Raw genomic sequence first — 20,855 nt, forward strand, 5'->3', positions numbered from 1 at the left:
AGGAGACCCATATGACCTACGCCCCCTTCAATCTGACAGGCAAAGTCTGCGTCGTAACCGGCGGCAATAAAGGCATTGGCCTAGGCATGGCCGAAGCGCTTGCCGCATCGAATGCAGACCTCATCATCTGGGGCCGTAAGGCAGAGGACAATGCCGAAGCAGTCAAGAAACTGGAAGGCCTGGGCAGCGGACGCGCCAAGGCCTGGCAGGTCGACGTGGCCGATGAGGACGCTGTCATCAAGGCGATGGCAGAAGGCGAAGAAGAATTCGGTCGAATCGATACCTGTATCGCCAATGCGGGCGTTGGCCAGGGCGCGTCTTCCTTTGAAGAAATGTCGCTCGACACCTGGCGCTTCAATCAGCGCATCAACTCCGAAGGGGCCTTCCTGACTTTGCGCGAAGCTGCCAAATCCATGGTCAAGCGCGCCAAGGCGGGCGACCCGGGCGGCAGCCTGATCGGCACGGCCTCTCTGGCGGCCCTTTCAGGTGCGGCGCGTAATCAAGCCTACGGACACACGAAGGGCGGCCTGATTGCCATGATGAACGCTATCGCCGTTGAGTATGGCCGTTACAAGATCCGCGCGAACTCTGTTCTGCCGGGCTGGATCGCGACCGACATGACCGAAGGCGGCCAAGGCAGCGATGTATTCAACAGCAAGGTCATCTCGCGCGTGCCGATTCGGCGCTGGGGTGAGCCGGAGGATTTCGGTGGCATTGCGGTTTATCTCGCCTCGGACGCCTCAAAATTCCATTCCGGCGACACGCTGCTGATCGATGGGGCGTATTCCAAATTCTGATTCTGCAGACCCAGACTAAATGCCAAACAAAAAGGGCTGCCCCGCGGGGCAGCCCTTTCAGTATCCGGCAGTAACGCCAGGCTTATTCCGGCTCACCGTCGGTGGCGTCGTCATAAGCTTCTTCAGCATCATCAGCCGCATCATCCATAGCGTCGGCTGCATCGTCAGCAGCTTCGTCCAGTTCGTCTGCAGCTGCGTCCATGTCATCTTGAGCTTCGTCCAAAGCCTCATCCATGGCTTCCGTAGCGTCGTCAGCAGAGTCTTCAACGGTTTCGGTTACGGTGACGTCTTCTTCTGCAGGTGCCTTGTCTTCAGCGCTGCAAGCAGCGAGCACAAGGGCAGCGGCACCCATGATCAGGAATTGTTTCATAGTGTAGTTCCCCTACTTGAGGTCAAAAATGACCAAGCAGATCAATATCATCTGCCGACCATGACGAAAAGATAATTTAAATTTGACGCAATCTGCACCAGATTTCGCCTAAATCCTTAAGGCAAAAAGTGATTTCGCGTTCTCAACAGGCAATTTTGCGCGCGTCAGAATACTTATTCGGCATCATCGGGCGAGGATGTCTCATCAATTTCCGATTCGGAATATCTTGCTTCCTCGACTTCTGTTTCCTGCCGATCAGCATCCAGAATCTCGAATTCTTTGCCTGTTTCATCCTCCGTCAGCACAGCCGTTTCTACAGACACCGCCTGGCTGATCTCCTCGACCGACATCTTTGCCAGGCCATCATGGACTTCCTGTGATAGCGCATCATCAGAAGACGCGGTCTGAGCCTCTTCATGTGCCATGGCAGGCGAAACGAGAACGGAAATAAGCGCCGCGATTGCGAGCGTTTTCTTCATGTGGACCTCCCTTGTATTTTTCTGTCGGCCACATTCGACAGTATGCATTTCTATACTTCTGCATGAAGGCTGGAATGCGGCATGATACGTATCAAACTGTTCTTCCAAAACCTATTGCGTTGACGCGAGGGCGGCTAATTATCGTACCTGAAAACAAATAATTATAGTGAGGAGACACCCGACATGGCCCTACAAACCGCCCTGACCAGAATGTTGAATATCGACCACCCGATCATGCTGGCTGGCATGGGCGGAGTGTCCTATGCGGAAGTCTGCGCCGCGATGTGCAATGCTGGCGGCTATGGCGTGCTGGGCATGGCCGGTACGACTCCGGACTTCATCGAAGGCCAGATGAAGCGTGTCCGTGAACTGACGGACCGCCCCTTCGGCGTGGACCTGCTGGCGGCCAGCCCGGAGAGCCTTGAAGAGAGTGTGGACGTCATCATCAACAATGGCGCGGATAGCTTTGTGGCAGGCCTGGGCGTACCTATGCCGATCATGGAGCGCCTGAAAAAGGCCAATGTGAAGGTCATGGTTGTTGGCGGCGCGGTGAAACATGCCATCAAGGCCGAACAGGCTGGCTGTGATGCCGTGATCCTGCAAGGCGGCGAAGGCGGTGGCCATACCGGCCTCGTCGGCACAATGCCGCTGGTGGCGCAGGCTGTGGAAGCGGTGAAAATTCCCGTCATCGCAGCAGGCGGCATCTATGATGGACGCGGACTTGCGGCCGCCCTCTCTCTTGGCGCGTGTGGCGTGTGGGTGGGAACACGCTTTATCGCCTCCACTGAGGCCCATGCTGCGCAGATGTACAAGGATACAGTGGTCGGTGCGGGTGACACGGACACAACCCGTACACGGTGCTATTCTGGAAAGCCCATGCGCTGCCGCACGAACGAATATATCCAGGATTGGGAAAGCCGCCCTGAAGACATTCAGCCTTTCCCGCAACAGGCCATCCACTCCACCCAGACCGGCGTTATCGGCGGCATTGGAGGCATTACAGACGAGTCAAAACTGGATGAAGACAAGTCTTGCTTTGCGATGGGCCAGTCTGCCGGCGGCGTGAAAGAAGTGAAGCCGGTCGCGGACATCGTGGCTGACATCATGCGCGATGCCGAAGCCACGATTGACCGCGTTTCCAGCCTGAAAGTCTCCGCTAACACCTGACCGAAGCAGATGGCGCCGCCTTACGCCCCGGGTGTAAGGCGGACAAGGCGCCCACCGTCTTCATCCTCCAGCACATAGAGCGCGCCATCCGGCCCCTGCTCTACCTCGCGGATGCGCTCGCCCCATTCATAGCGTTCTGCTTCAGAGGCAACAGGTTCGGTCTGGGAGGGTTTCGGCGGCTGACCGAGATTGTCGGTTTTCTCTGTATCAAAACTGACGCGGATCAGCGCCTTTGAAGACAGGCCGCCGATGAAGGCATCGCCCTGCCAATCAGGGAACATTTCACCATCATAGAAGATCAGACCTGCAGGACTGATGACCGGATTCCAGGCGATGGCCGGGTTTTCGTAAATCGGATTGCTCTCATGGCTTGCGATAGGCTTGCCGCTATAATGATCGCCTTCGGACACATGCGGATAGCCATAATTCTCTGAACGGACGATCCGGTTCAACTCGTCGCCGCCTTTCGGCCCCATCTCTACAACCCATAGCTGGTCATCGCCATCAAACGCGACGCCAAGCGGGTTACGGTGTCCGAGGGACCAAACCTGATCCGCCGCAGCGCCGTTTCCATAAAACGGGTTATCCTCCGGCACGCTGCCATCCTGGTTGATCCGGATGACCTTGCCGAGGTTCATGGCCATGTTCTGGGCAGGCGTGAATTTCTGGCGCTCACCAGACGTAATGAACAAATGCCCGTCCGGGGCGATGACCAGGCGGTGACCATAATGTCCATTGCCCTTAACTTTGGGAGACTGGCGCCAGATGACGTCACGATCCGACAGGCTGCCGCCATCTTCTGTCAGGGTCAGCTTGGCACGCTCAACCGCCGCACCGCTGAGTTCATCATTGTTGGCGTCGCGCTCCACATAGGAGATGAAGACAATGCCATTGGTGGCAAAGTCCGGGTGCACAATGATATCGCCGAGGCCGCCTTGGCCCCTGGGGGTAACAGTCGGCACATTGGATATCTTGCCAGCTTTCGCGCCGGTCTTGTCCAATAGCCAAAGATCACCATCCTGCTCCGTCACGAGTGCGCGGCCATCTGGCAGGAAAGCCATGGCCCAAGCCCCGTCGAATGTCTCAAGCGGCTCTGCGGTTAGAACCGTGCCTTCTGTTCCTGTAACAGAGATGGGCTTGGCATCGGCCTCTGCGGCCTGATTTTGCGCCGATGCGCAGGCGGCGATGGCAAAGGCTGATCCACCAACAAGCAGCGCGCGTACCATGAGTGAAGACATGGGCTGTTCCTCCGATAGTTTGATTGGTTACCGAAAGAATGGCTGGAATGGGCGGAAGTTCCGCCTTAACCGTTCTCGAACACTTCTGGATCGACAAGGTTTTTCATTGGCTTGCCGTGCAGATAGCGTTCGAGATTGTCGAGAAAAGTTTCATCGGCCCTGTGATCCGTACCCGGAGTCATGGAGCTGTCGTGCGGGGTAATCGCGATTTTCGGATGATGCCATAGCGCGCTTTCCTGCGGCAATGGCTCTTCCACGGTCACATCCAGGGCCGCAAAGGCTGGGCGGCCCGCATCCAGCGCATCGATCAGGGCGTCTTCCTTCACCAGCCCGCCACGGCCCAGATTCATGAACAACGCATCCTCCTTCATGGCCGCGAAGAAGTCGGCATCCGCCATGCCTTCGGTATCCTCCGTCAGAGGAATGCTCAGCAGCACAATATCCGCCTTGCCGAGTTCCTCATGGACGAGGGCTGGCGGCACGATATGATCTGCTCCATCTGCCGGACCGGGCGAACGGCGCACGCCCATGACATGGCCGCCCAGCGCCTGAACGCGGCGGCCCACAGCCTCCCCGATCGAGCCAAAGCCGATGATCAGCCAGTTGGAGCCCATGATCTCCCGCTTCATATGGCGTTCCCAGAGCCTCTCTTCCTGCTGCGCACGATAGGCTGGGCCGCACTTCAGGAAGTCCAGCCCTTGCCAGAGCGCCCACTCCGCCATGGCTTCGGCCTGGCGGTGATTGGTGGTGTAAAGGCGCGAGATCTTTCCCACGGAAATCAGCGCCGCATTGTCGAGTCCGGCTGCAGAAGACTGAAACCAGTCGATCTTTCCGGTTTTCAGCACGGTCAGCATGAAGTCCCGCACATGCGCGCCAAACCACACATCTGTATTCGCGAAAACGATGTCGGGCTTGGGATCATGCACCACGACGCGGTTGCCTGCATGGTAGAACAGGCCGTCCTCATCCATGACAATCACATCAAGCTTGTGCTCTAGGCTCTTGAGCCGTTCCGAAATGCGGGCGAAAGTCTTCGCATGAAGCAAACAGGTTTTCATGCTCTTGTGCTTAGCGCGCTCCTATTCTGTGGCGCAAGCGCTGCGCAATCCGATATCCCGATGCGGGGGCCGGATTACTTCCGCGATGCGGCGGATATGGCCAGTACATTAGGCGCGGCCCACGCCATTCGCGTGCGCTGTAATGGCCGGGAAGACCAGTATTGGCGGCGGTACATGTCTGACATGCTGAGCTATGAGGCGCCCAATCGTGGCAATCTGCGCTCCAGTCTGGTGGATGCCTTCAACTCCGCCTTCAAGAATGCAAGCCGCCTTTACCAAACCTGCGACAACGCAGCCATTCAGGCCGAATCTGATTTTGCCGTTCGAGGCCAGGAAATCGCAATCCGCATGGCCACGCATTATTTCCCGAAAGACTCAGACCTGCCCCCGGCCTCTAATCGGCCCTGACCTGGCTGACATTGTCCAGCACAAAGCGCGGCCCGGTGCCGAGGCCTCGCGCGCGGTCCTCCGGATTGTAGAGCTGGCATTTTTTCAGAGACAGGCAGCCACATCCGATACAACCATCCAGTCTGTCCCGTGTCCGCTCCATCAAGGCGATACGCTCATCCAGCATGCGGCGGAACGCGCCGCTGATGCGTGACCAGTCTGCCTTGGTTGGCGTTCGGCGCTCCGGCAGCGAGGCGAACAGGTCCGAGATTTCCTCAATTGTCAGGCCGATCTGCTGGGCAATCATGATGAAAGAGAGCCGCCTGATATCAGAACGCAGGAACACGCGCTGACCGCCTGAACTGCGCTCGGGATGCACCAGCCCCCGCCCTTCATAAAAGCGAATGGCCGAGACTGACAGCCCTGTCCGTGCGGCCACATCGCCGATGGAAAGCCCTTTTTGTGCCGCCATGGAAAATCTCCTCAAACACGCTTGACCTAAACTTAAGTTGAGGAATTACAACCGTCAAATCAATCACCTGAGCAAGCACAAATGGAGTTGAAATCATGAGCACCGCGATATTCGAACACGTGAATGTCACTGTCGCAGACCCGAAGAAAACAGCCGCCATGCTGGTGAAACTCTTCGACTGGAAGATACGCTGGGAAGGCCCATCCAAATATGATGGCTACACGGTCCATGTGGGTACGGATGATGCCTACATTGCCGTCTATACCCTGCCCGACAGCGCCCAGGCCGATGCGGAAAGCTATTACCGGATCGGCTCCATCAATCATTTCGGCATCTTGGTGGATGATCTGAAAGCCGCCGAGGAGAAGATCCTGGAAGCAGGTTACAAGACCCATAGTCACCAGACCTATGATCCCGGCAGCCGCTTTTACTTCCATGACGATGACGAAATCGAATGGGAGGTCGTCAGCTATGCTTGAAGGATTGATACAGGCCTATCTGGACGGCTTTGGTCGCGCATGGTGCCCACGGGATACCTATGTTCTTCCCAATGGAGACTCGATTATCGGACGCAACACGCTAAGCTCCCCTGCAAACAGGAGAGGTGAGGCAGATGAATTCAGTCCGCATGATCGTCGCATTCGCTCTGGCGCCGGGGTTTAGCGCCTGCGCCAGCACAGAGCCGGCACCGGAAACCGAAATGGAGGCCACGGCACAGGTCAACCAGACCAGCGTGGTATCTATCGAAATTGAAGAACAAGACATCGAGGCCACACCGCCCGGGCCGGGCGACCGGATGCCAACAGGGCGCAATCTGGGTGTTCGATCCGCCGTTGTGGCCCCGAATGGCGCGGCCGCGACCGCCCACCCGCTGGCCACGCAGACCGCGCTTGATGTGCTGAAGTCCGGCGGCTCTGCCGTCGACGCCGCGATTGCTGCCAATGCGATGCTTGGCCTGGTCGAGCCCACCGGCAATGGCATTGGCGGCGACTTGTTCGCGATTGTCTGGGACCCTAAAACCCGGCAACTCTATGGCTATAATGGCTCAGGCCGCAGCGCGAAGGGCGCAACACTTGCCGAGATGCAGGCCAAAGCGGACGAATTCATGGAGGGCGAGGAAATCCCGCCTTTCGGCGCAGCGCCCGTCACCGTGCCAGGTACAGTGGATGGCTGGTTTGCCCTGCATGAGCGGTTCGGAAAGCTGCCCATTGCCGACGATCTGAAGCCCGCAATCACCTATGCCCGCAAGGGTGCGCCGATCCCGGAAGTGATTTCCTATTACTGGAGCTTCGGCCCGAAACGCTTTGAGCCCGCCTACGAAAGCGGCATGCTGGAAGAATATGAGAATGCGAAGAAGACCTATTTCTCGCCAGCCCCCCATGAAGGCACAATCTTCCGCAATCCGGACCTGGCCGACACGCTGAGCCAGATCGCTGAAGGTGGGCGTGACGAATTCTATAAGGGCAGCCTCGCCCACCGGATGGGCGACTATTTCGAGCGCATCGGAGGCTTCCTGCGTTATGACGATTTCGCCACCCATACGGGCGAATGGGTCGAGCCCATCTGCGTCACCTATCGCGCGGACTACAAGGTCTGCGAACTGCCGCCGAATACGCAGGGCATTGCGGCGCTGCAGATGCTGCAAATGCTGGAACGGTTCGACCTGCGTAGCATGGGCTATGGCTCAGCCGACAGCATCATGGCGCAGGTGGAGGCAAAGCGGCTGGCCTTTGCGGATCGGGCGCGCGGGTATGCGGATCCGGAGTTCAGCAAGATTAGTCCTGAGTTCCTTGTGCGCCCAGACTATGCTGCTGCCCGCGCGGCGCAAATCAGTCTTGATCAAGCCATGGACGACCCGGGAATTACGGCTCTCCAGCCTTCAGGAGATGGAAACGTAATCTATACGCTGGGCGACTCCATGATGATCGCTCCAGGCAACGGTTCAAATTTGGAGAACATCATATCGGATGCGAATGAGAGACTGCGGGAAGCCGACCTCACACTTGAGGACGGCGACACCACCTATCTCACCGTCACCGACAAGGACGGCATGATGGTCTCCCTGATCCAGTCGAACTATCGCGGCATGGGTTCGGGCCTCGTCGCGGACGGGCTCGGCTTCATGTTCCAGGATCGCGGACAGCTGTTTAGCTTGGACCCTGAACACCCGAACGTGTGGGAACCCGGCAAGCGCCCCTTCCACACGATTATCCCGGCCTTCGCATTCAAGAAAGACATGCCGGGGTGTCAGGTCCGCGCCATGCCGATCGAGCAGGCCTGCCCGTTCGAGCCGTGGCTCAGCTTCGGCCTGATGGGCGGCGGCATGCAGCCCCAGGGCCATGTGCAGGTGATCCTGAACCTCGTCGATTTCGACATGGGTCTGCAGGAGGCGGGGGATGCCGCCCGCTGGGAACATACGGGCGGATGTGAGCCGACGGACGACCTCAACGGCGACGCGTGCGAAACCGATATGGGCGTCGTGCATCTGGAAAGCGGCATCCCACCGGAAACCCGCGCGGAACTGGAAGCGCGCGGTCATGTTGTCGATTGCTGCAAGGCCAATGCTGGCGGTTATCAGGCCATCATGCGTGACTTCGACACCGGCGCCTGGATCGCCGCCACCGAAATGCGCAAGGATGGCAGCGCGGATGGGTACTAGGCAGTGAAAGCGACGCCGGTTAGGGAGGGCATATGACGAATATGATCCCTCCCGAAGCGCCCGCTGATTGTCCGCTCTGCCCACGCCTTGTCGCGTATCGCGAAGAAGTGGCGGAGAAGCATCCGGACTGGTTCAATGGCGCGGTGCCAAGCTTCGGTCCGGAAACAGCGGAGCTTTTGATTATTGGCCTCGCACCGGGCGTGACCGGAGCGAACCGCACAGGCCGCCCCTTCACGGGCGACTGGGCTGGCGACCTGCTCTATGCGACAATTGACAAGTTCGGGTTTTCCACGGGCAAGTTCGACGCGCGGCCGGATGATGGCCTGAAACTGAAACGCGCGATGATCACCAATGCGGTGCGCTGTGTGCCGCCGCAGAACAAGCCTGTCGGCGCCGAGATCAATCAATGCCGCCAGTTCCTGACTGCACGTATCGATGCTCTGCCGAATCTGAAGGCCATGGTCTGCCTTGGCAAGATATCCCATGATTCAACTGTGCGGACGCTCGGCCTGAAACTGAAGGATCATCCATTCGGGCACGGAACACATTATGATGTAGAGGCAGGTGGCCGGAAAGTGGCGCTGCTCTCATCCTATCATTGCAGCCGCTACAACACGAACACTGGTCGCCTGACGGCAGAAATGTTCGAAGACGTCTTTGCGATGGCGAAAAAGATAACGGGGTAAGCACGTGAAGATTTCCAGGGGCTCTCTTTTTGTCGCAGCCATTCTTGGCGCCCTTGCCTGTCTTGGCACGCAAGCTCAGGAAGTCCCGTCTACTGACATGATGTGCGATGGCGTGTTCATGTCGGAAGAGACGGGAGACGAAGAGATCTACGTGCCCCGCTTCGCCGTGACCCTGTCAGACGGAATTGTCGAGATCAGCGGCGCGCAGATGTTTGACGGCCTGTATGAAATCTATGATGCCTCGCCCAGCGAGTATGTCTTCTCGCGTCCTGGCCAATTGCCTGAAGACGAAGAATTCATCAGCGGGTCCGTAAACAGGCTGGACGGCACGATCAGCCTGGTTCGACTATACAATGCCAGCCAGATCTGGACCCACAGAATTGACGCGCAGTGCCAACCCATGCAGCAGCTGTTCTAGACGCGCCTAGCTTTCCTTCAGGATCCGCGCTTTCTGGCGCTGCCAGTCGCGTTTCGCTTCCACATCGCGCTTGTCATGGCTCTTGCGCCCCGTCGCGAGGCCGATGAGAAGTTTCGCGAGGCCACGTTCATTGAAGTAGAGCTTCAGAGGCACAATCGTACGACCGGCGCGATCAACCCCTTGGGTCAACTTGGCGAGTTCCCGCTTGGAAACAAGCAGCTTCCGCTTGCGCTTGGGCTCATGGTTGAAGCGGTTCGCCGCATTATAGATCGGAATATCCGCATTGATCAGATAGAGACCCCCATCCTCCGGGCTGACATAGGCCTCAGCAATGTTGGCCTTGCCCTCACGCAGGGACTTCACCTCTGAGCCGACCAGCATGATGCCAGCCTCCAGCGTATCCTCAACCGCATAATCGCGGCGGGATCGGCGGTTTTCCGCGACCAGCCCGTCCGAGCGGCCTTTTGCCTGGTTCTTCTTTGACATAGGCCTGATTTAGGCCTTGATGCCTGCAAGTGCCATAGCCGTCTCAATTTTCTGAACAGCTTGAGCGTCTGGCTGCGTTATCGGCAGCCGAACATCAGGCTCGCACAGACCCAGGCGCGACAGAACATATTTTGCCGGTCCCGGTGACGGAGAACAGAACATTGCCTTGTGCAGCGCGATAAGGCGCCGTTCAATCGCCTGCGCGCCCGCAATGTCGCCCTCGTGAAATGCCTTATGCATTTCAGCACAGGACTCGGGCATCACATTCGCCGTAACCGAAATGCAGCCCATCCCACCCATGGCGAGGAAACCGAGCGCGCTCGGGTCATCGCCTGACAATTGGACGAACTGTGTGCCTTCCGGAATGGCGGCGGCATGCTGGCTGACCCGGGCGAGATCGCCAGACGCATCCTTGATGCCGACAATGTTCGGCAATTGCGCCAATTGGGCCACAGCAGCAGGCTGAAGGTCTACAACTGTGCGACCCGGCACATTGTAGAGCAGAATCGGCAGGGCAACTGCATCATTGATCGCCTTGAAATGGGCGATCAGCCCGTCCTGATTAGGATTATTGTAGTAGGGGCAAACAACAAGCACTGCATCAGCGCCAACCGTCTTGGCATGCTCGACCAGCTCGATCGCCTCATCTGTGGCGTTGGCCCCGGCCCCGGCGATGACGGGCACGCGGCCTTTGGTAATTTCAACACAAAGCGTTACGACATCTTTATGCTCTTGGGTGGACAATGTGGACGTCTCGCCTGTGGTTCCGACAGGGACGAGCGCACTGGAACCGCCCGCAATCTGGCGCTCTACCAGCGCTGCGAACGCGTCCCGGTCAACGGCCCCATTTCTGAAAGGAGTGACGAGAGCTGGGATTGAGCCATGAAACATCGTAAATTTGCCGCGATTCAGGTGTTGTTTGTTTTGTTCGAATATAAACCGCCAAAGCCTTCTCACGCTTTGGCCAAGAAATAAACTCCGCTGAGCTGTAACATGATGCGACCCCTTGCCATTCTTGCTTCTATTGCCGTGCTCGCGCAGGGCGCTGCTGCTGCAGGTGTCCCAGAGACACCTAGCCTGAAGCCTGCGCGCACCTTCCAATCCCAGGTCACAGACGCCAAAAATGCGGAAATCCTGCACAAAGCGCTGAAAGCGGCAGGCAGCTATGACTGGCCCACAGTGGCCCGTTTGCAGTCCCAAGCCTCCGATCCGGATGTGCGAAACCTCATCATGTGGGTCCGCGCCAGCCAGGGCGTGCCTGGCATGAATTTCTCGGAAATCTCGTTTGCGCTGGAAAAACTGAATGATTGGCCGCGTACTTCTGCCATGCAACGCCGCGCGGAAGAGATTATCGGCGAGTCCAATTACAGCCACAAAGAGCGCATCGACTGGCTGACAAAATCAGGCCCGATAACCGGTGCCGGCAAGGTTGCGCTGGCGGAAAGCTGGAAAGCCATCGGAGAGCCCGGCAAGGCATTCGAAGCAATCCGCGATGCCTGGCAAAACAATTCGATGGACCGCGATACGGAACGCAAGGTTCTTGCAGATTATGGCAATCAGCTGACCCAGGAAGACCACCGGGCACGCGTTGAATTTCTGCTCTGGACCAATCAGCGCACATCCGCCTCGAAGCTGAAATACCTGCTCACCGCTGATTACCAGAAACTGGTGGATGCCCGCATCGGCCTGGCCGCCCGCTCACGCAATGTGGACGCGCTGGTCAACGCCGTGCCCGCACACCTGCAGGACAATCCCGGCCTTCTGTACGAGCGCGCCAAATGGCGGCGCCAGAAGCTGCGCAATCAGGATCTTGCAACGCCGCTTCTCACCGGGATTGACGGCAATGACGTGCCCGAAGCCGGGCGCTCACGCCTCTGGGACGAACGCAATATTGCCATCCGGACCGACCTGAAGGACGGCAACTGGACACGCGCCTATCAACTGGCAGCGCCTCACGGCATGGAATCCGGCGCAGATTTTGCTGAGGCCGAGTGGGTCTCCGGCTGGATCGCACTGCGCCTGACCAATGATGCCAGCCGCAGCCTGCAGCATTTCGAAACCATGTCTGACGGCGTCTCGACGCCGATCAGCCTGGCCCGCGGCAAGTATTGGACAGGCCGCGCCAAGGACGCCTTGGGCGACACGGAGAACGCCCGGACGAGCTATAGCGCTGCGGCAGAACACAAATTCACCTATTATGGACAGCTGGCGGCCGAGCGACTCGGCGACAAGAAACTGGACTTCGTGAAGTCAGTCGACCCAACGCCGGAACAAATCGAGGCTTTTGAAAGCCGCCCCATGGTGAGGGCCCTCCGCCTTCTGGGAGAGGCAGGGGAAGACCGCCTGTTCCGTCAGTTTGCCTATCATCTGGATGACCATCTGACGAGTGAATCCGATTACCTGCTGCTTGCCCGTCTGGCGACAGAATATCAGGTGCCGGATGTTGGCGTGCGCGGCGCCAAGGCCGGGCTTGCCAAGGGCATCGTCGCGACAGATGCGGCCTATCCTGTGGTTGCCTATCCGCTGCTGAAGGAGCCGCAAGTGGAACGTCCGCTGATGCTGGCCCTGTCGCGGCAGGAAAGCGAAATGAACCCGAACGCGATCAGCCATGTCGGCGCCCGCGGCCTGATGCAGTTCATGCCTGCCACCGCTTCACGCGAGGCAAGGATGAGCGGCCTGCCCTATCGCAAATCCTGGCTGACGGATGACCCCGGCTACAACATGACGCTTGGCGGCCAGCATCTCGACACGTTGCTGTCGCGTTTCAATGGCAGCTACATCATGACAGCGGCGGCCTATAATGCGGGGCCATCCCGCCCGCGCAAATGGATCCAGGATTATGGTGATCCACGCAGTGGCCAGGTCGATCCGATTGACTGGGTGGAGTTCATCCCGTTCAGCGAAACGCGCAATTATGTGCAACGGGTGCTGGAGAATACGCAGGTCTATCGCCAGCGCCTTCTGGGCGAGCCAGTTGAAATCCAGATCGAGGAAGATCTTGAGCGTGGGCGGGAATAACCCGCCCCGCCAGACTTACCGAGCCGGGACGTGCGCTGCGATCAGCTGAGGCCCATCTGCCGCGAAAGCGCGCTCCAGCGCCGTATCAAACTCTTCAGCATTGGTCGCGTTCACAGCCGGAACGCCCTGCGCTTCTGACAGTTTGACCCAGTCAATCTCAGGATGACCAAGACCAAGCAGGTCCTGCGCCACAGGGCCCGGATTGCCTGCGCCGGTACGCGCGAGCTCAATATTCAAGATACGGTAGGAGTGGTTGACGAAGATGACGTTGACCACATTCGCGCTTTCCCGCGCCATGCTCCACAGCGCCTGATTGGTATACATGCCTGCGCCATCGCCGGAGATGCAAAGCGTCTTGCGGTCCGGCGCAGCGAGTGACGCACCAAGGGCAAGCGGCATTCCCTGCCCGATGGCACCACCAGTCAGCATCATCCAGTCATGTGGCCGTGCACGCTGGGTCATCAGGAAGCTGGGCAAGCCATTGGACACACCATCATCTGAGACAAACGCCCCCTCCGGCATATGGCGCGAAATGGAGGCACCGACCGTCATGGCATTGAGATCCCCGGACGGCATGCCGGGCGTTTCCAGAGGCGCGACATCTGTGACCTCCTTCTTCACGCCAAGCGCATCAGCCAGGGCTTCCAGAAGTGCGGCGCTGTCGGTTTCCGGGCCGCCAAGCACCATGGGCGTGCAGCCTTCCGGCAGCAGAAGGCTGGGCTTTCCCGGATAGGCGAAGAAAGCGACCGGCACTTGTGTGCCAGCGATCAGCATGAGGTCTGCCCCTCCAAGATCAGACATCGCACCTTCAGCAAAATATTGCATCCTGTCCGGAATGAAGCGGCCTGCCCCGCGCGCCTGGCGCGGGAAGAATGTATCCGTCAGCACACGCACACCCGCCGCTTTCACGCGCGCAGCCTGCGCAAGGCCTGCTTCGGTGAGGGCTGTACCATTGATAATGATCACAGGCTTGCTGGCGGATTTCACGGCTTTCGCGGCCGCGTCTATGCGGGCGTCATCAGGCTTGCGCAGCGAAGGGCGTGTGCGCGCCTTGCCCGGCCTACCGCCCTCCAGCCAAGCCGTATCTGCCGGCAGCACCAGGGACACAGGCCCCGGCACAGGGCCGAAGCTTGCCTCCCAAGCCTCCGCTGCCAGTTCGCCCGCTGTGCTGACCTTGTCAGCGGATTTGATCCAGTTGGAATTCGGCCCGGCCATGCCGGTAATGTCAGAGGTCAGTGGCGCATCATAGCGCTGGTGCGGCACGGCATGGTCGCCGATCACATTGATCATCGGCGTCCAGGCACGCCGCGCATTGTGGATGTTCGCGCCGCCATTCAGATACCCTGCGCCAAGGTGCAGCAGCGTCATGGCCGGGTCGCCCGTCACGCGGGCATGGCCATCTGCTGCACCGGTCGCCACACCTTCGAAAAGGCAGAGCACAGACTTGATGCGCGGTTCATGATCCAGCGCAGTGACAAGATGCATTTCCGAAGTGCCGGGATTGGCAAAGCAGGCTTTCACGCCATGATCGGCCAGTGTGGAAACGAGCGCCTCGGCCCCTGTCATTGTCTGAACTGTCTCGTCGGTCATCCGGTTTCCCTCTTAAGTATCCAAGTCTATTTTTGCCGTCGCCTAAAGGATCAGGAGCGTATCCTGTTCTGCGGCGTTTTCTGAGTAAAGAAGTTCAACCTGATCCTGCCGCAGGGCCTGCGTGCGAGACTGGTTGATATAGCCCTTCTCGGTAATCTCCCCATCATCTGCGCGGGGCTGTTCGGCCTGCAGCAGGATGCGCGCAATCCGCGCTGACGGGTTCGGGTGATGCTTGTTATGCGCCTCCAGCCCCTCGCGGATCTTCGCAATCACGCCGGGATGCCGGATCAACTCGCCGAGCGGTATGTCCTCGCCGACCAGACGCTTGCACCAGGCTTCATTCACAAAGCCCAACAGCCGCACATCATTCTTGTTCAGCCCACAGACGACAGCATCTGACAGGGCCCCGCCCGTCGCGGCAACGGCCTGCACGCGTACAGTGCCTGCTGACACCCATGTGCCATTCGCCAGCTTGAACTCTTCAGCCGTCCTACCGTCAAAAGCCAGACCGCGCTCCGGCGTGTCCGGGTCCACGAACTTCACGGCATCGCCCAGCTTGTAGAAGCCTTCCTCGTCAAAGGCCTCCGCCGTCTTTTCGGCATTGCGAAAATAGCCCGGCGTGACGTTCACGCCTTTGACGCGCAGCTCCATCTTCTCGGCATTGGGCACCATCTTGAATGTGTTGCCCGGCAGCGGCAGGCCAATCAGCCCCATCCGGTCATTTGGCCAGTGCACGTTCGATGCGGTTGGCGCTGTCTCAGTGGCGCCATAGCCCGCAGACAGCGAGATCCGCTCGCCTGTAATGCGCACGGCAACATTCTGGATACGCTCATAAATGTCCTGCCCCATGGACGCGCCGCCATAGGCCATGCAGATAAGCCGGGAGAAGAATGTCTCCGCAAGCTCATCATCACGTTCCAGCTCTGTGGCGAGCGCAGACCAGGCCGCCGGCACTGTGGTGTGCTGTGTTGTGGCGACATCCTTCAGGTTCCGCAGCATCTCTGGCAGACGCGCAGGTGTCGGCGCGCCTTGGTCGATATAGAGCGTGCCGCCCCAGTCGAGCATGTTGTGCAGAATGGAGTGAGCGCCATAGGTATGGCTCCATGGCAGGAAATTGCACATCACCTGCGGGCCACCCGTCATCTCGTCGAGTCGATCCTCATCCCACACAGAGCGTATCATCCGCGCATTGGAGGCAACCATACCCTGCAAATTGATCACGGCTTTCGGCTCACCGGTGGAGCCGGACGTCATCATGTATTTGGCAACGGTTTCCGGCGTCAGCCTGTCATAGGCGGCGTCCACTGCATCGGTCGGGGCGCGCATGAATTGTTCAAACCGCACGGCTTCACACCGCTCCGGCGCACGGCCGCTATAGATTACGAGGCGACCTTCAAGGTCCATCCCATCCAGCGCACGCTGATAGTCCACGCCATCTTCGACATAGATGAACTTTGGCTGGGTCAGGCCATCGATATATTTGAGGCGTCCCAGATCTTCACTGAGCAGCGCATAGGCCGGGGTCACCGGCACAGCCGGGCTGCCGGCCCACATGGCGGCGTACATGATCAGGGCATTGGAGATAGAATTCTTCGACAGGATCATCAGCGGCGCATCCTGTCCGGCCCCTGCATCCAGAAAACCTTGTGCCAGCCTGCGCACGGCAGACAGGCCCGCTTCATAGGTGACCGTATTCCAGCCTTCGGCAGCGGAATTTTCCGGGTCGCGCTCTGCCAACCAGACCGTATCCGGCCGCTGTGCCGCCCATTTCACCAGCGGGGCCAGCATATGCGGCGGACATGCCTTCAGGGGCTGTCCATTGTTCAGATATATTGTCCCATCCGGCCGGCGGTCGACCTCCAGCTTCAAGGGCAGATAGGGTACTTCCCGAAAAGGTATGTCCGACGTGTCAGCCATGATGTGAGCGTTTCTTCCCAGATTTTTTAATCTTCTCGCGTCAGTCAAAACCGCGCGTCGGAATATGGATCACTTCTCCGCAATGCTTGCAATGGATTGCGTCGCGTTCGTGCAAGGTCAGACCGCATTCCTCACACTCATGTTCCACCTTGTCACGAGGGTCCACAATCGCGCGAAGCAATTGCAGAAACAGGGTCAGCCCCAGCCCCATGATCAGGATGGACAGAACACGGCCCAGCGTTCCAACCATCAGCACATCGCCATAACCGGTCGTCGTCAGGCTAGTCACGGTAAAATAGAGCGCGTCGATATAGGTATGAATGTCATCATTCACGCCAACCTGCGTGGAGTAGACCACAGCCGCCATGATGAAGACGAAGACGATGAGATTCGTCACCTTGTCGATCACGCGCTCATGGCGCTGGAAGAAGGGCGTCAGCACCTTGATACGGCGCACAAAAGTAAAAGCCCGTATGGCGCGCACCGCCCGCAAGATGCGGAGGAAGGCGAAATTGGAAACCAGCAGGGGCGCGAACATTGTGAAGACGACGATGACGTCCGCAATGTTGATCGGCCGAACGACAAAATTCCAGCGATGGCGAGCGATGTAAAATCTGGCGAGCCAGTCCAGGGCAATGATCGAACCGATCACATAGTCAAAGGCCACATGGGTGCGATCACGATGCTCGAATGGGGCCCACAGGAAATATCCGATGCTTAGGAAATCGAAGATCAGCATCGCCCAGCGGAAAATGAAAGGCCATTTTCCGTGACCTTCGTACAGCCAGAACAGCTGCCGGTTCAGCCCCTTGCGTTCGTGTTTCATCACCCCAACTCCAGCGCCCGGATTGCGCGTTCAAGATTCGCGCGGCCTGCTCTGTCCCACTCTGCATGGGCTGAATACGTCAAGTAAAGCCTGCCACGGCCTGGTCAGGTCGCCCTGACTTCATTCCGCCATCTCGAGAGTCTCGTTGAAGCGAACAGCCTTACCGCCGCCCTTATTAACGATCTCTCCATCGCGCATGACAAAACCGCCGCGGATGATCGTCGCCATGGGCCAGCCGGTGGCTTCAAAACCATCATATTGCGTCCAACCGCATTTGGATTTGGACCAGTCTTCCGTAATCGTCTCCTGCCGCTTCAGGTCCACAACCGTGAAGTCGGCATGATAGCCCTCGGCAATGCGGCCCTTGTCGGCGAGGCCGAACACGCGCTGCGGCCCGGCGCTGGTCAGTTCGACAAAGCGCTGCAGGCTCAGCTTGCCATTGTTCACATGGGTCAACATCACCGGCACCAGGGTCTGTACGCCCGGCATGCCGGAGGGGCTGGCCGGATAGGGCCGCTCTTTCTCTTCGCGTGTGTGCGGCGCATGATCTGTTGCCAGCACATCGACAATGCCCGCATTCACCGCGCGCCAAAGCGCATCCTGATGGCGCTGCTCGCGAACCGGCGGGTTCTGCTGTGCAAAGCCCTTGAGGCGCTCATAGCAATCCGGCGCCGTGAGGGTTAGATGGTTCGGCAGAACTTCCACGCTCGCCACATCTTTCGCGTCGCGCAGCAATTCCATTTCTTCGGCCGTCGAGATGTGCAGCACATGGATGCGCTTTCCGGTCTTGCGGGCAAGGCGCAGCAAGCGGCGGGTGGAGCTGACGGCGGCCTCGACATCGCGCACGACAATATGGCTCTGCCAGTCGCCTGTGACGGCCAGTTTGCGGCGCTCTTCCAGTCGGTACTCGTCTTCAGAGTGGAATGCGGCGCGGCGCTTGATGGCGCGCAAAACGGCCTCGACGCCTTCGTCATCCTTGATCAGCAAATCGCCCGTGGATGCGCCCATGAAAACTTTCACACCGCAGCAACCGAGCATCTTCTCCATTTCTGGCAAGAGGTGGATGTTCTCGTGCGTCGCCCCAGCATAGAAGGCGTGGTCCACATCCATACGGCCCTTGGCGCGGTTCAGCTTGTCCTGCAGCATCTCAGGCGTCGTCGTTGTGGGGTTGGTGTTCGGCATCTCGAACACAGCGACCACACCGCCTAGCGCCGCAGAGCGCGCCTCGGTTTCAAGGTCTGCCTTGTACTCCATCCCTGGTTCGCGGAAGTGTACCTGACTGTCGATCACGCCGGGCAGAATGTGCAGGCCGGTCGCATCATAGACCTCTCCTGCCTCTGCGCCGGAAAGGTCTCCGATAAAGGCAATTCGCTCGCCACGCACACCGATATCTGTCTCGGCTGTGCCGCCCGGCGTCACAACCGTGCCGCCTTTCAGGATCATGTCATAGGTCATGAGGATGGGGTGAAACCGTCAGGGTGTTTAGTCAAGGCCGTTTTCTGCGCCTTGCCGCTGGAGAGGCGCCCTTGAGACAGGCTGCAACCCTACCTACAACAAGTAGATGAAACGTATTCTTCCCAATCGCGCCATCATTCGACTGACCGGACCGGACATGCTGCACCTTCTCGGTCGCACAGTGACGCATTCTGTCGACAACTGGAACACTGGCGAGATGCGCTATGGCGCTCTGCTGACGCCGCAAGGCAAGGTGATCGCTGATTATCTGGCCATGTTGTCGCTGGAGAACATCTATATCGACGTCCATGCGGATGCGGCCGATGATCTCGAAAAGCGCCTGAAGATGTTCAGGATGCGCAATGACGTGGCCATTGACCGGCTGGAAGATGATGTCGTGACCGAAGGCAGCTGGGTGGATGTGCGTTCTCCAGCCTTGCCTCACCGGGCCATCACGCCGACCGGCATGGCGGCTGAGCCGATGACCGAAGAGGACTGGAACGCAGCGCGCATCGCCGCGGGCGTGCCGGAATGGGGCGCGGACTATCGCGGCGCGGAAGTTTTCCCGACCGACATCAACATGGATATGATGAACGGTATCGACTACAAGAAAGGTTGCTTTGTCGGACAAGAAGTCGCCAGCCGCATGAAGCGCAAGGGCAAGATCCGCAAGCGCACAGTGAAAATCTCCGGCAGCAAGTTGGAGGCTGGCGCTGATATACTGGCCGACGCGCCTGTTGGCAGCATCACGAGTGTCTCCGGCAATATCGGTCTCGCCCTGATCCGCACAGATCGCCTGGCCAAGGCCGAACAGGATGGCAAAACCTTCACCTGCAATGATGCGCCGGTGACCTTTGACCTGACAGACTGGCAACGCGCTGAAGTCGACGCCCACCTGACAGAGGCTTCCGATGAGTGAAACATTCCCATGCGCCTGGGCACCCCTGACGGATGAGCTGTATCGCAACTATCACGATACCGAGTGGGGCGTGCCGGAATATGATGGCCGGGCCCTCTGGGAAAAACTGCAGCTGGACGGCATGCAGGCCGGGCTCTCCTGGATCACAATCCTGCGCAAGCGCGAGTCGATCCGCGAGGAATTCGACTGGTTCGACGCAGAAAAGTTGGCACGCTGGACACCAAAGCGTGTGGAAAAGGCGCTGAAGAATCCCGGCATCATCCGCAGCCCCAAGAAGATCGAAGCCCTTATCGGCAACGCACAGGCCTATCTGGCCATGGAAGAGGCCGGCGAGAGTTTCTCAGACTATTGCTGGAGCTTTGTTGACGGCAGCCCCATCGTGAACAAGTGGAAGCATTTCAGGGACGCGCCGACGCAAACGGACTGGTCTGCGGCCATGTCAAAGGACCTGAAAAAGCGCGGCTTCAAATTTGTCGGTCCCACTATTGTCTACGCCTGGGCTCAAGCTGTTGGTATGGTCAACGATCATGATGTATCATGTCCCAGACACAAAGCTGTTCAGGACATGACCAAATGAAGCGCACGCTCTTTCTCGCCGCCCTGATTTCCGCCCCTCTGCTGGTTCAGGCCTGCGCCTCCGCCGATCAGACGCGCCGTACCGAAGCCTGGAGCCGATGCAGCAAGGCCCCGAATCCTGACATACGCGACCGCTGTATCCAGACCGAGATGGCCCTTATCGAAGACCGCGAACGCCAGGAATTGGAGTCCAGGGAAGCGGCAGAGCGGCGGGCTGAGGAACGGCAAGCTCAGCTGGAAGCCCATGGCGTGCCATCTGACGAAGCTCGCCAGACAGTTGAATCCGGCCTGAAAATTCCCGACTGACCCCGTCCCCAAGGCAGCACCTCTCTGTGTG

Annotated in this window: 22 protein-coding genes; 11 read left to right on the forward strand and 11 right to left on the reverse strand. The window is 58.8% G+C overall.

The genetic code is table 11. The annotated features are described in order from the left end of the window. The first annotated feature begins 11 nt into the window (after window positions 1–11). Window positions 12–797, forward strand: coding sequence for an SDR family NAD(P)-dependent oxidoreductase (locus HY29_RS07430; protein ID WP_034794915.1), 786 nt, complete (start codon window positions 12–14; stop codon window positions 795–797). Window positions 798–879: 82 nt separating this feature from the next. On the opposite strand, the gene HY29_RS07435 is transcribed toward HY29_RS07430, so the two are convergent. Further along, window positions 880–1,167, reverse strand: a complete 288-nt coding sequence (locus HY29_RS07435; RefSeq protein WP_051601251.1) for a hypothetical protein — start codon at window positions 1,165–1,167, stop codon at window positions 880–882. A 173-nt stretch (window positions 1,168–1,340) separates the two neighbouring features. Further along, the gene (locus HY29_RS07440; protein WP_034794919.1) at window positions 1,341–1,646 is read right to left on the reverse strand and encodes a hypothetical protein; all 306 of its coding nucleotides are present in this window, start codon (window positions 1,644–1,646) and stop codon (window positions 1,341–1,343) included. 183 nt (window positions 1,647–1,829) lie between these two features. Between HY29_RS07440 and HY29_RS07445 the strand changes: the two genes are divergently transcribed. Continuing rightward, window positions 1,830–2,813 carry an NAD(P)H-dependent flavin oxidoreductase gene (locus tag HY29_RS07445; protein WP_034794921.1) on the forward strand — a complete coding sequence of 328 codons (984 nt, stop codon included), beginning with the start codon at window positions 1,830–1,832 and terminating at the stop codon, window positions 2,811–2,813. 20 nt (window positions 2,814–2,833) lie between these two features. On the opposite strand, the gene HY29_RS07450 is transcribed toward HY29_RS07445, so the two are convergent. Then, complete coding sequence (locus HY29_RS07450) at window positions 2,834–4,051, reverse strand: PQQ-dependent sugar dehydrogenase (protein WP_034794923.1); 1,218 nt, start codon at window positions 4,049–4,051, stop codon at window positions 2,834–2,836. 65 nt (window positions 4,052–4,116) lie between these two features. After that, complete coding sequence (locus HY29_RS18365; protein WP_051601253.1) at window positions 4,117–5,109, reverse strand: D-2-hydroxyacid dehydrogenase; 993 nt, start codon at window positions 5,107–5,109, stop codon at window positions 4,117–4,119. Between the two features lie 60 nt (window positions 5,110–5,169). On the opposite strand from HY29_RS18365, the gene HY29_RS07460 reads away from it, so the two are divergent. Continuing rightward, window positions 5,170–5,517: a TIGR02301 family protein gene (locus HY29_RS07460; RefSeq protein WP_034794925.1), complete on the forward strand. Its 348-nt coding sequence runs from the start codon at window positions 5,170–5,172 to the stop codon at window positions 5,515–5,517. Here HY29_RS07460 and soxR read toward each other — a convergent pair. After that, window positions 5,504–5,968: a redox-sensitive transcriptional activator SoxR gene (soxR, locus tag HY29_RS07465; RefSeq protein ID WP_034794927.1), complete on the reverse strand. Its 465-nt coding sequence runs from the start codon at window positions 5,966–5,968 to the stop codon at window positions 5,504–5,506. The genes HY29_RS07460 and soxR overlap by 14 nt on opposite strands. 95 nt (window positions 5,969–6,063) lie before the next feature. Here soxR and HY29_RS07470 point away from each other — a divergent pair, with 95 nt between their 5' ends. From HY29_RS07470 to HY29_RS07485, 4 genes are all read left to right on the forward strand, one after another. Continuing rightward, window positions 6,064–6,447, forward strand: a complete 384-nt coding sequence (locus HY29_RS07470; RefSeq protein WP_034794929.1) for a VOC family protein — start codon at window positions 6,064–6,066, stop codon at window positions 6,445–6,447. A gap of 317 nt (window positions 6,448–6,764) precedes the next feature. Then, complete coding sequence (locus tag HY29_RS07475; RefSeq protein ID WP_081811287.1) at window positions 6,765–8,627, forward strand: gamma-glutamyltransferase family protein; 1,863 nt, start codon at window positions 6,765–6,767, stop codon at window positions 8,625–8,627. 32 nt (window positions 8,628–8,659) lie between these two features. Further along, window positions 8,660–9,313 (forward strand): uracil-DNA glycosylase, encoded by a 654-nt coding sequence (locus tag HY29_RS07480; RefSeq protein ID WP_034794931.1) that lies wholly within the window; start codon window positions 8,660–8,662, stop codon window positions 9,311–9,313. A gap of 4 nt (window positions 9,314–9,317) precedes the next feature. Further along, window positions 9,318–9,731, forward strand: coding sequence for a hypothetical protein (locus tag HY29_RS07485; RefSeq protein WP_155838242.1), 414 nt, complete (start codon window positions 9,318–9,320; stop codon window positions 9,729–9,731). Between the two features lie 6 nt (window positions 9,732–9,737). Here HY29_RS07485 and smpB read toward each other — a convergent pair whose 3' ends face one another. Together smpB and dapA are read right to left on the reverse strand one after the other, a co-directional pair. Then, entirely contained in the window at window positions 9,738–10,217 is a 480-nt protein-coding gene (gene smpB, locus HY29_RS07490) for an SsrA-binding protein SmpB (RefSeq protein WP_034794938.1), read from the reverse strand. 9 nt (window positions 10,218–10,226) lie between these two features. After that, complete coding sequence (gene dapA / locus HY29_RS07495) at window positions 10,227–11,108, reverse strand: 4-hydroxy-tetrahydrodipicolinate synthase (protein ID WP_034794941.1); 882 nt, start codon at window positions 11,106–11,108, stop codon at window positions 10,227–10,229. A gap of 102 nt (window positions 11,109–11,210) precedes the next feature. On the opposite strand from dapA, the gene HY29_RS07500 reads away from it, so the two are divergent. Next, entirely contained in the window at window positions 11,211–13,235 is a 2,025-nt protein-coding gene (locus tag HY29_RS07500) for a lytic transglycosylase domain-containing protein (protein WP_051601255.1), read from the forward strand. A 15-nt stretch (window positions 13,236–13,250) separates the two neighbouring features. On the opposite strand, the gene HY29_RS07505 is transcribed toward HY29_RS07500, so the two are convergent. From HY29_RS07505 to HY29_RS07520, 4 genes are all read right to left on the reverse strand, one after another. Then, window positions 13,251–14,801, reverse strand: coding sequence for an acetolactate synthase large subunit (locus HY29_RS07505; RefSeq protein WP_034795198.1), 1,551 nt, complete (start codon window positions 14,799–14,801; stop codon window positions 13,251–13,253). 66 nt (window positions 14,802–14,867) lie between these two features. Further along, complete coding sequence (locus tag HY29_RS07510) at window positions 14,868–16,742, reverse strand: feruloyl-CoA synthase (RefSeq protein ID WP_034794945.1); 1,875 nt, start codon at window positions 16,740–16,742, stop codon at window positions 14,868–14,870. Between the two features lie 40 nt (window positions 16,743–16,782). Further along, window positions 16,783–17,568, reverse strand: a complete 786-nt coding sequence (locus tag HY29_RS07515) for an ion channel (RefSeq protein ID WP_034794948.1) — start codon at window positions 17,566–17,568, stop codon at window positions 16,783–16,785. 120 nt (window positions 17,569–17,688) lie between these two features. Further along, entirely contained in the window at window positions 17,689–19,023 is a 1,335-nt protein-coding gene (locus tag HY29_RS07520) for a dihydroorotase (protein WP_034794951.1), read from the reverse strand. 106 nt (window positions 19,024–19,129) lie between these two features. On the opposite strand from HY29_RS07520, the gene ygfZ reads away from it, so the two are divergent. From ygfZ to HY29_RS07535, 3 genes are read left to right on the forward strand one after another with little or no spacing between them, the layout of a single operon-like run. Further along, complete coding sequence (gene ygfZ, locus HY29_RS07525) at window positions 19,130–19,942, forward strand: CAF17-like 4Fe-4S cluster assembly/insertion protein YgfZ (protein ID WP_051601258.1); 813 nt, start codon at window positions 19,130–19,132, stop codon at window positions 19,940–19,942. Beyond that, a complete protein-coding gene (locus HY29_RS07530) occupies window positions 19,935–20,519 on the forward strand; it encodes a DNA-3-methyladenine glycosylase I (RefSeq protein WP_034794954.1) in 585 nt (194 codons plus the stop codon). Before ygfZ ends, HY29_RS07530 begins: the two co-directional genes overlap by 8 nt. After that, window positions 20,516–20,824, forward strand: a complete 309-nt coding sequence (locus HY29_RS07535; RefSeq protein WP_034794957.1) for a hypothetical protein — start codon at window positions 20,516–20,518, stop codon at window positions 20,822–20,824. Before HY29_RS07530 ends, HY29_RS07535 begins: the two co-directional genes overlap by 4 nt. Window positions 20,825–20,855 lie beyond the last annotated feature (31 nt).

Origin of the sequence: Hyphomonas beringensis, from assembly GCF_000682755.1 — a bacterium.
GTDB lineage: Bacteria > Pseudomonadota > Alphaproteobacteria > Caulobacterales > Hyphomonadaceae > Hyphomonas > Hyphomonas beringensis.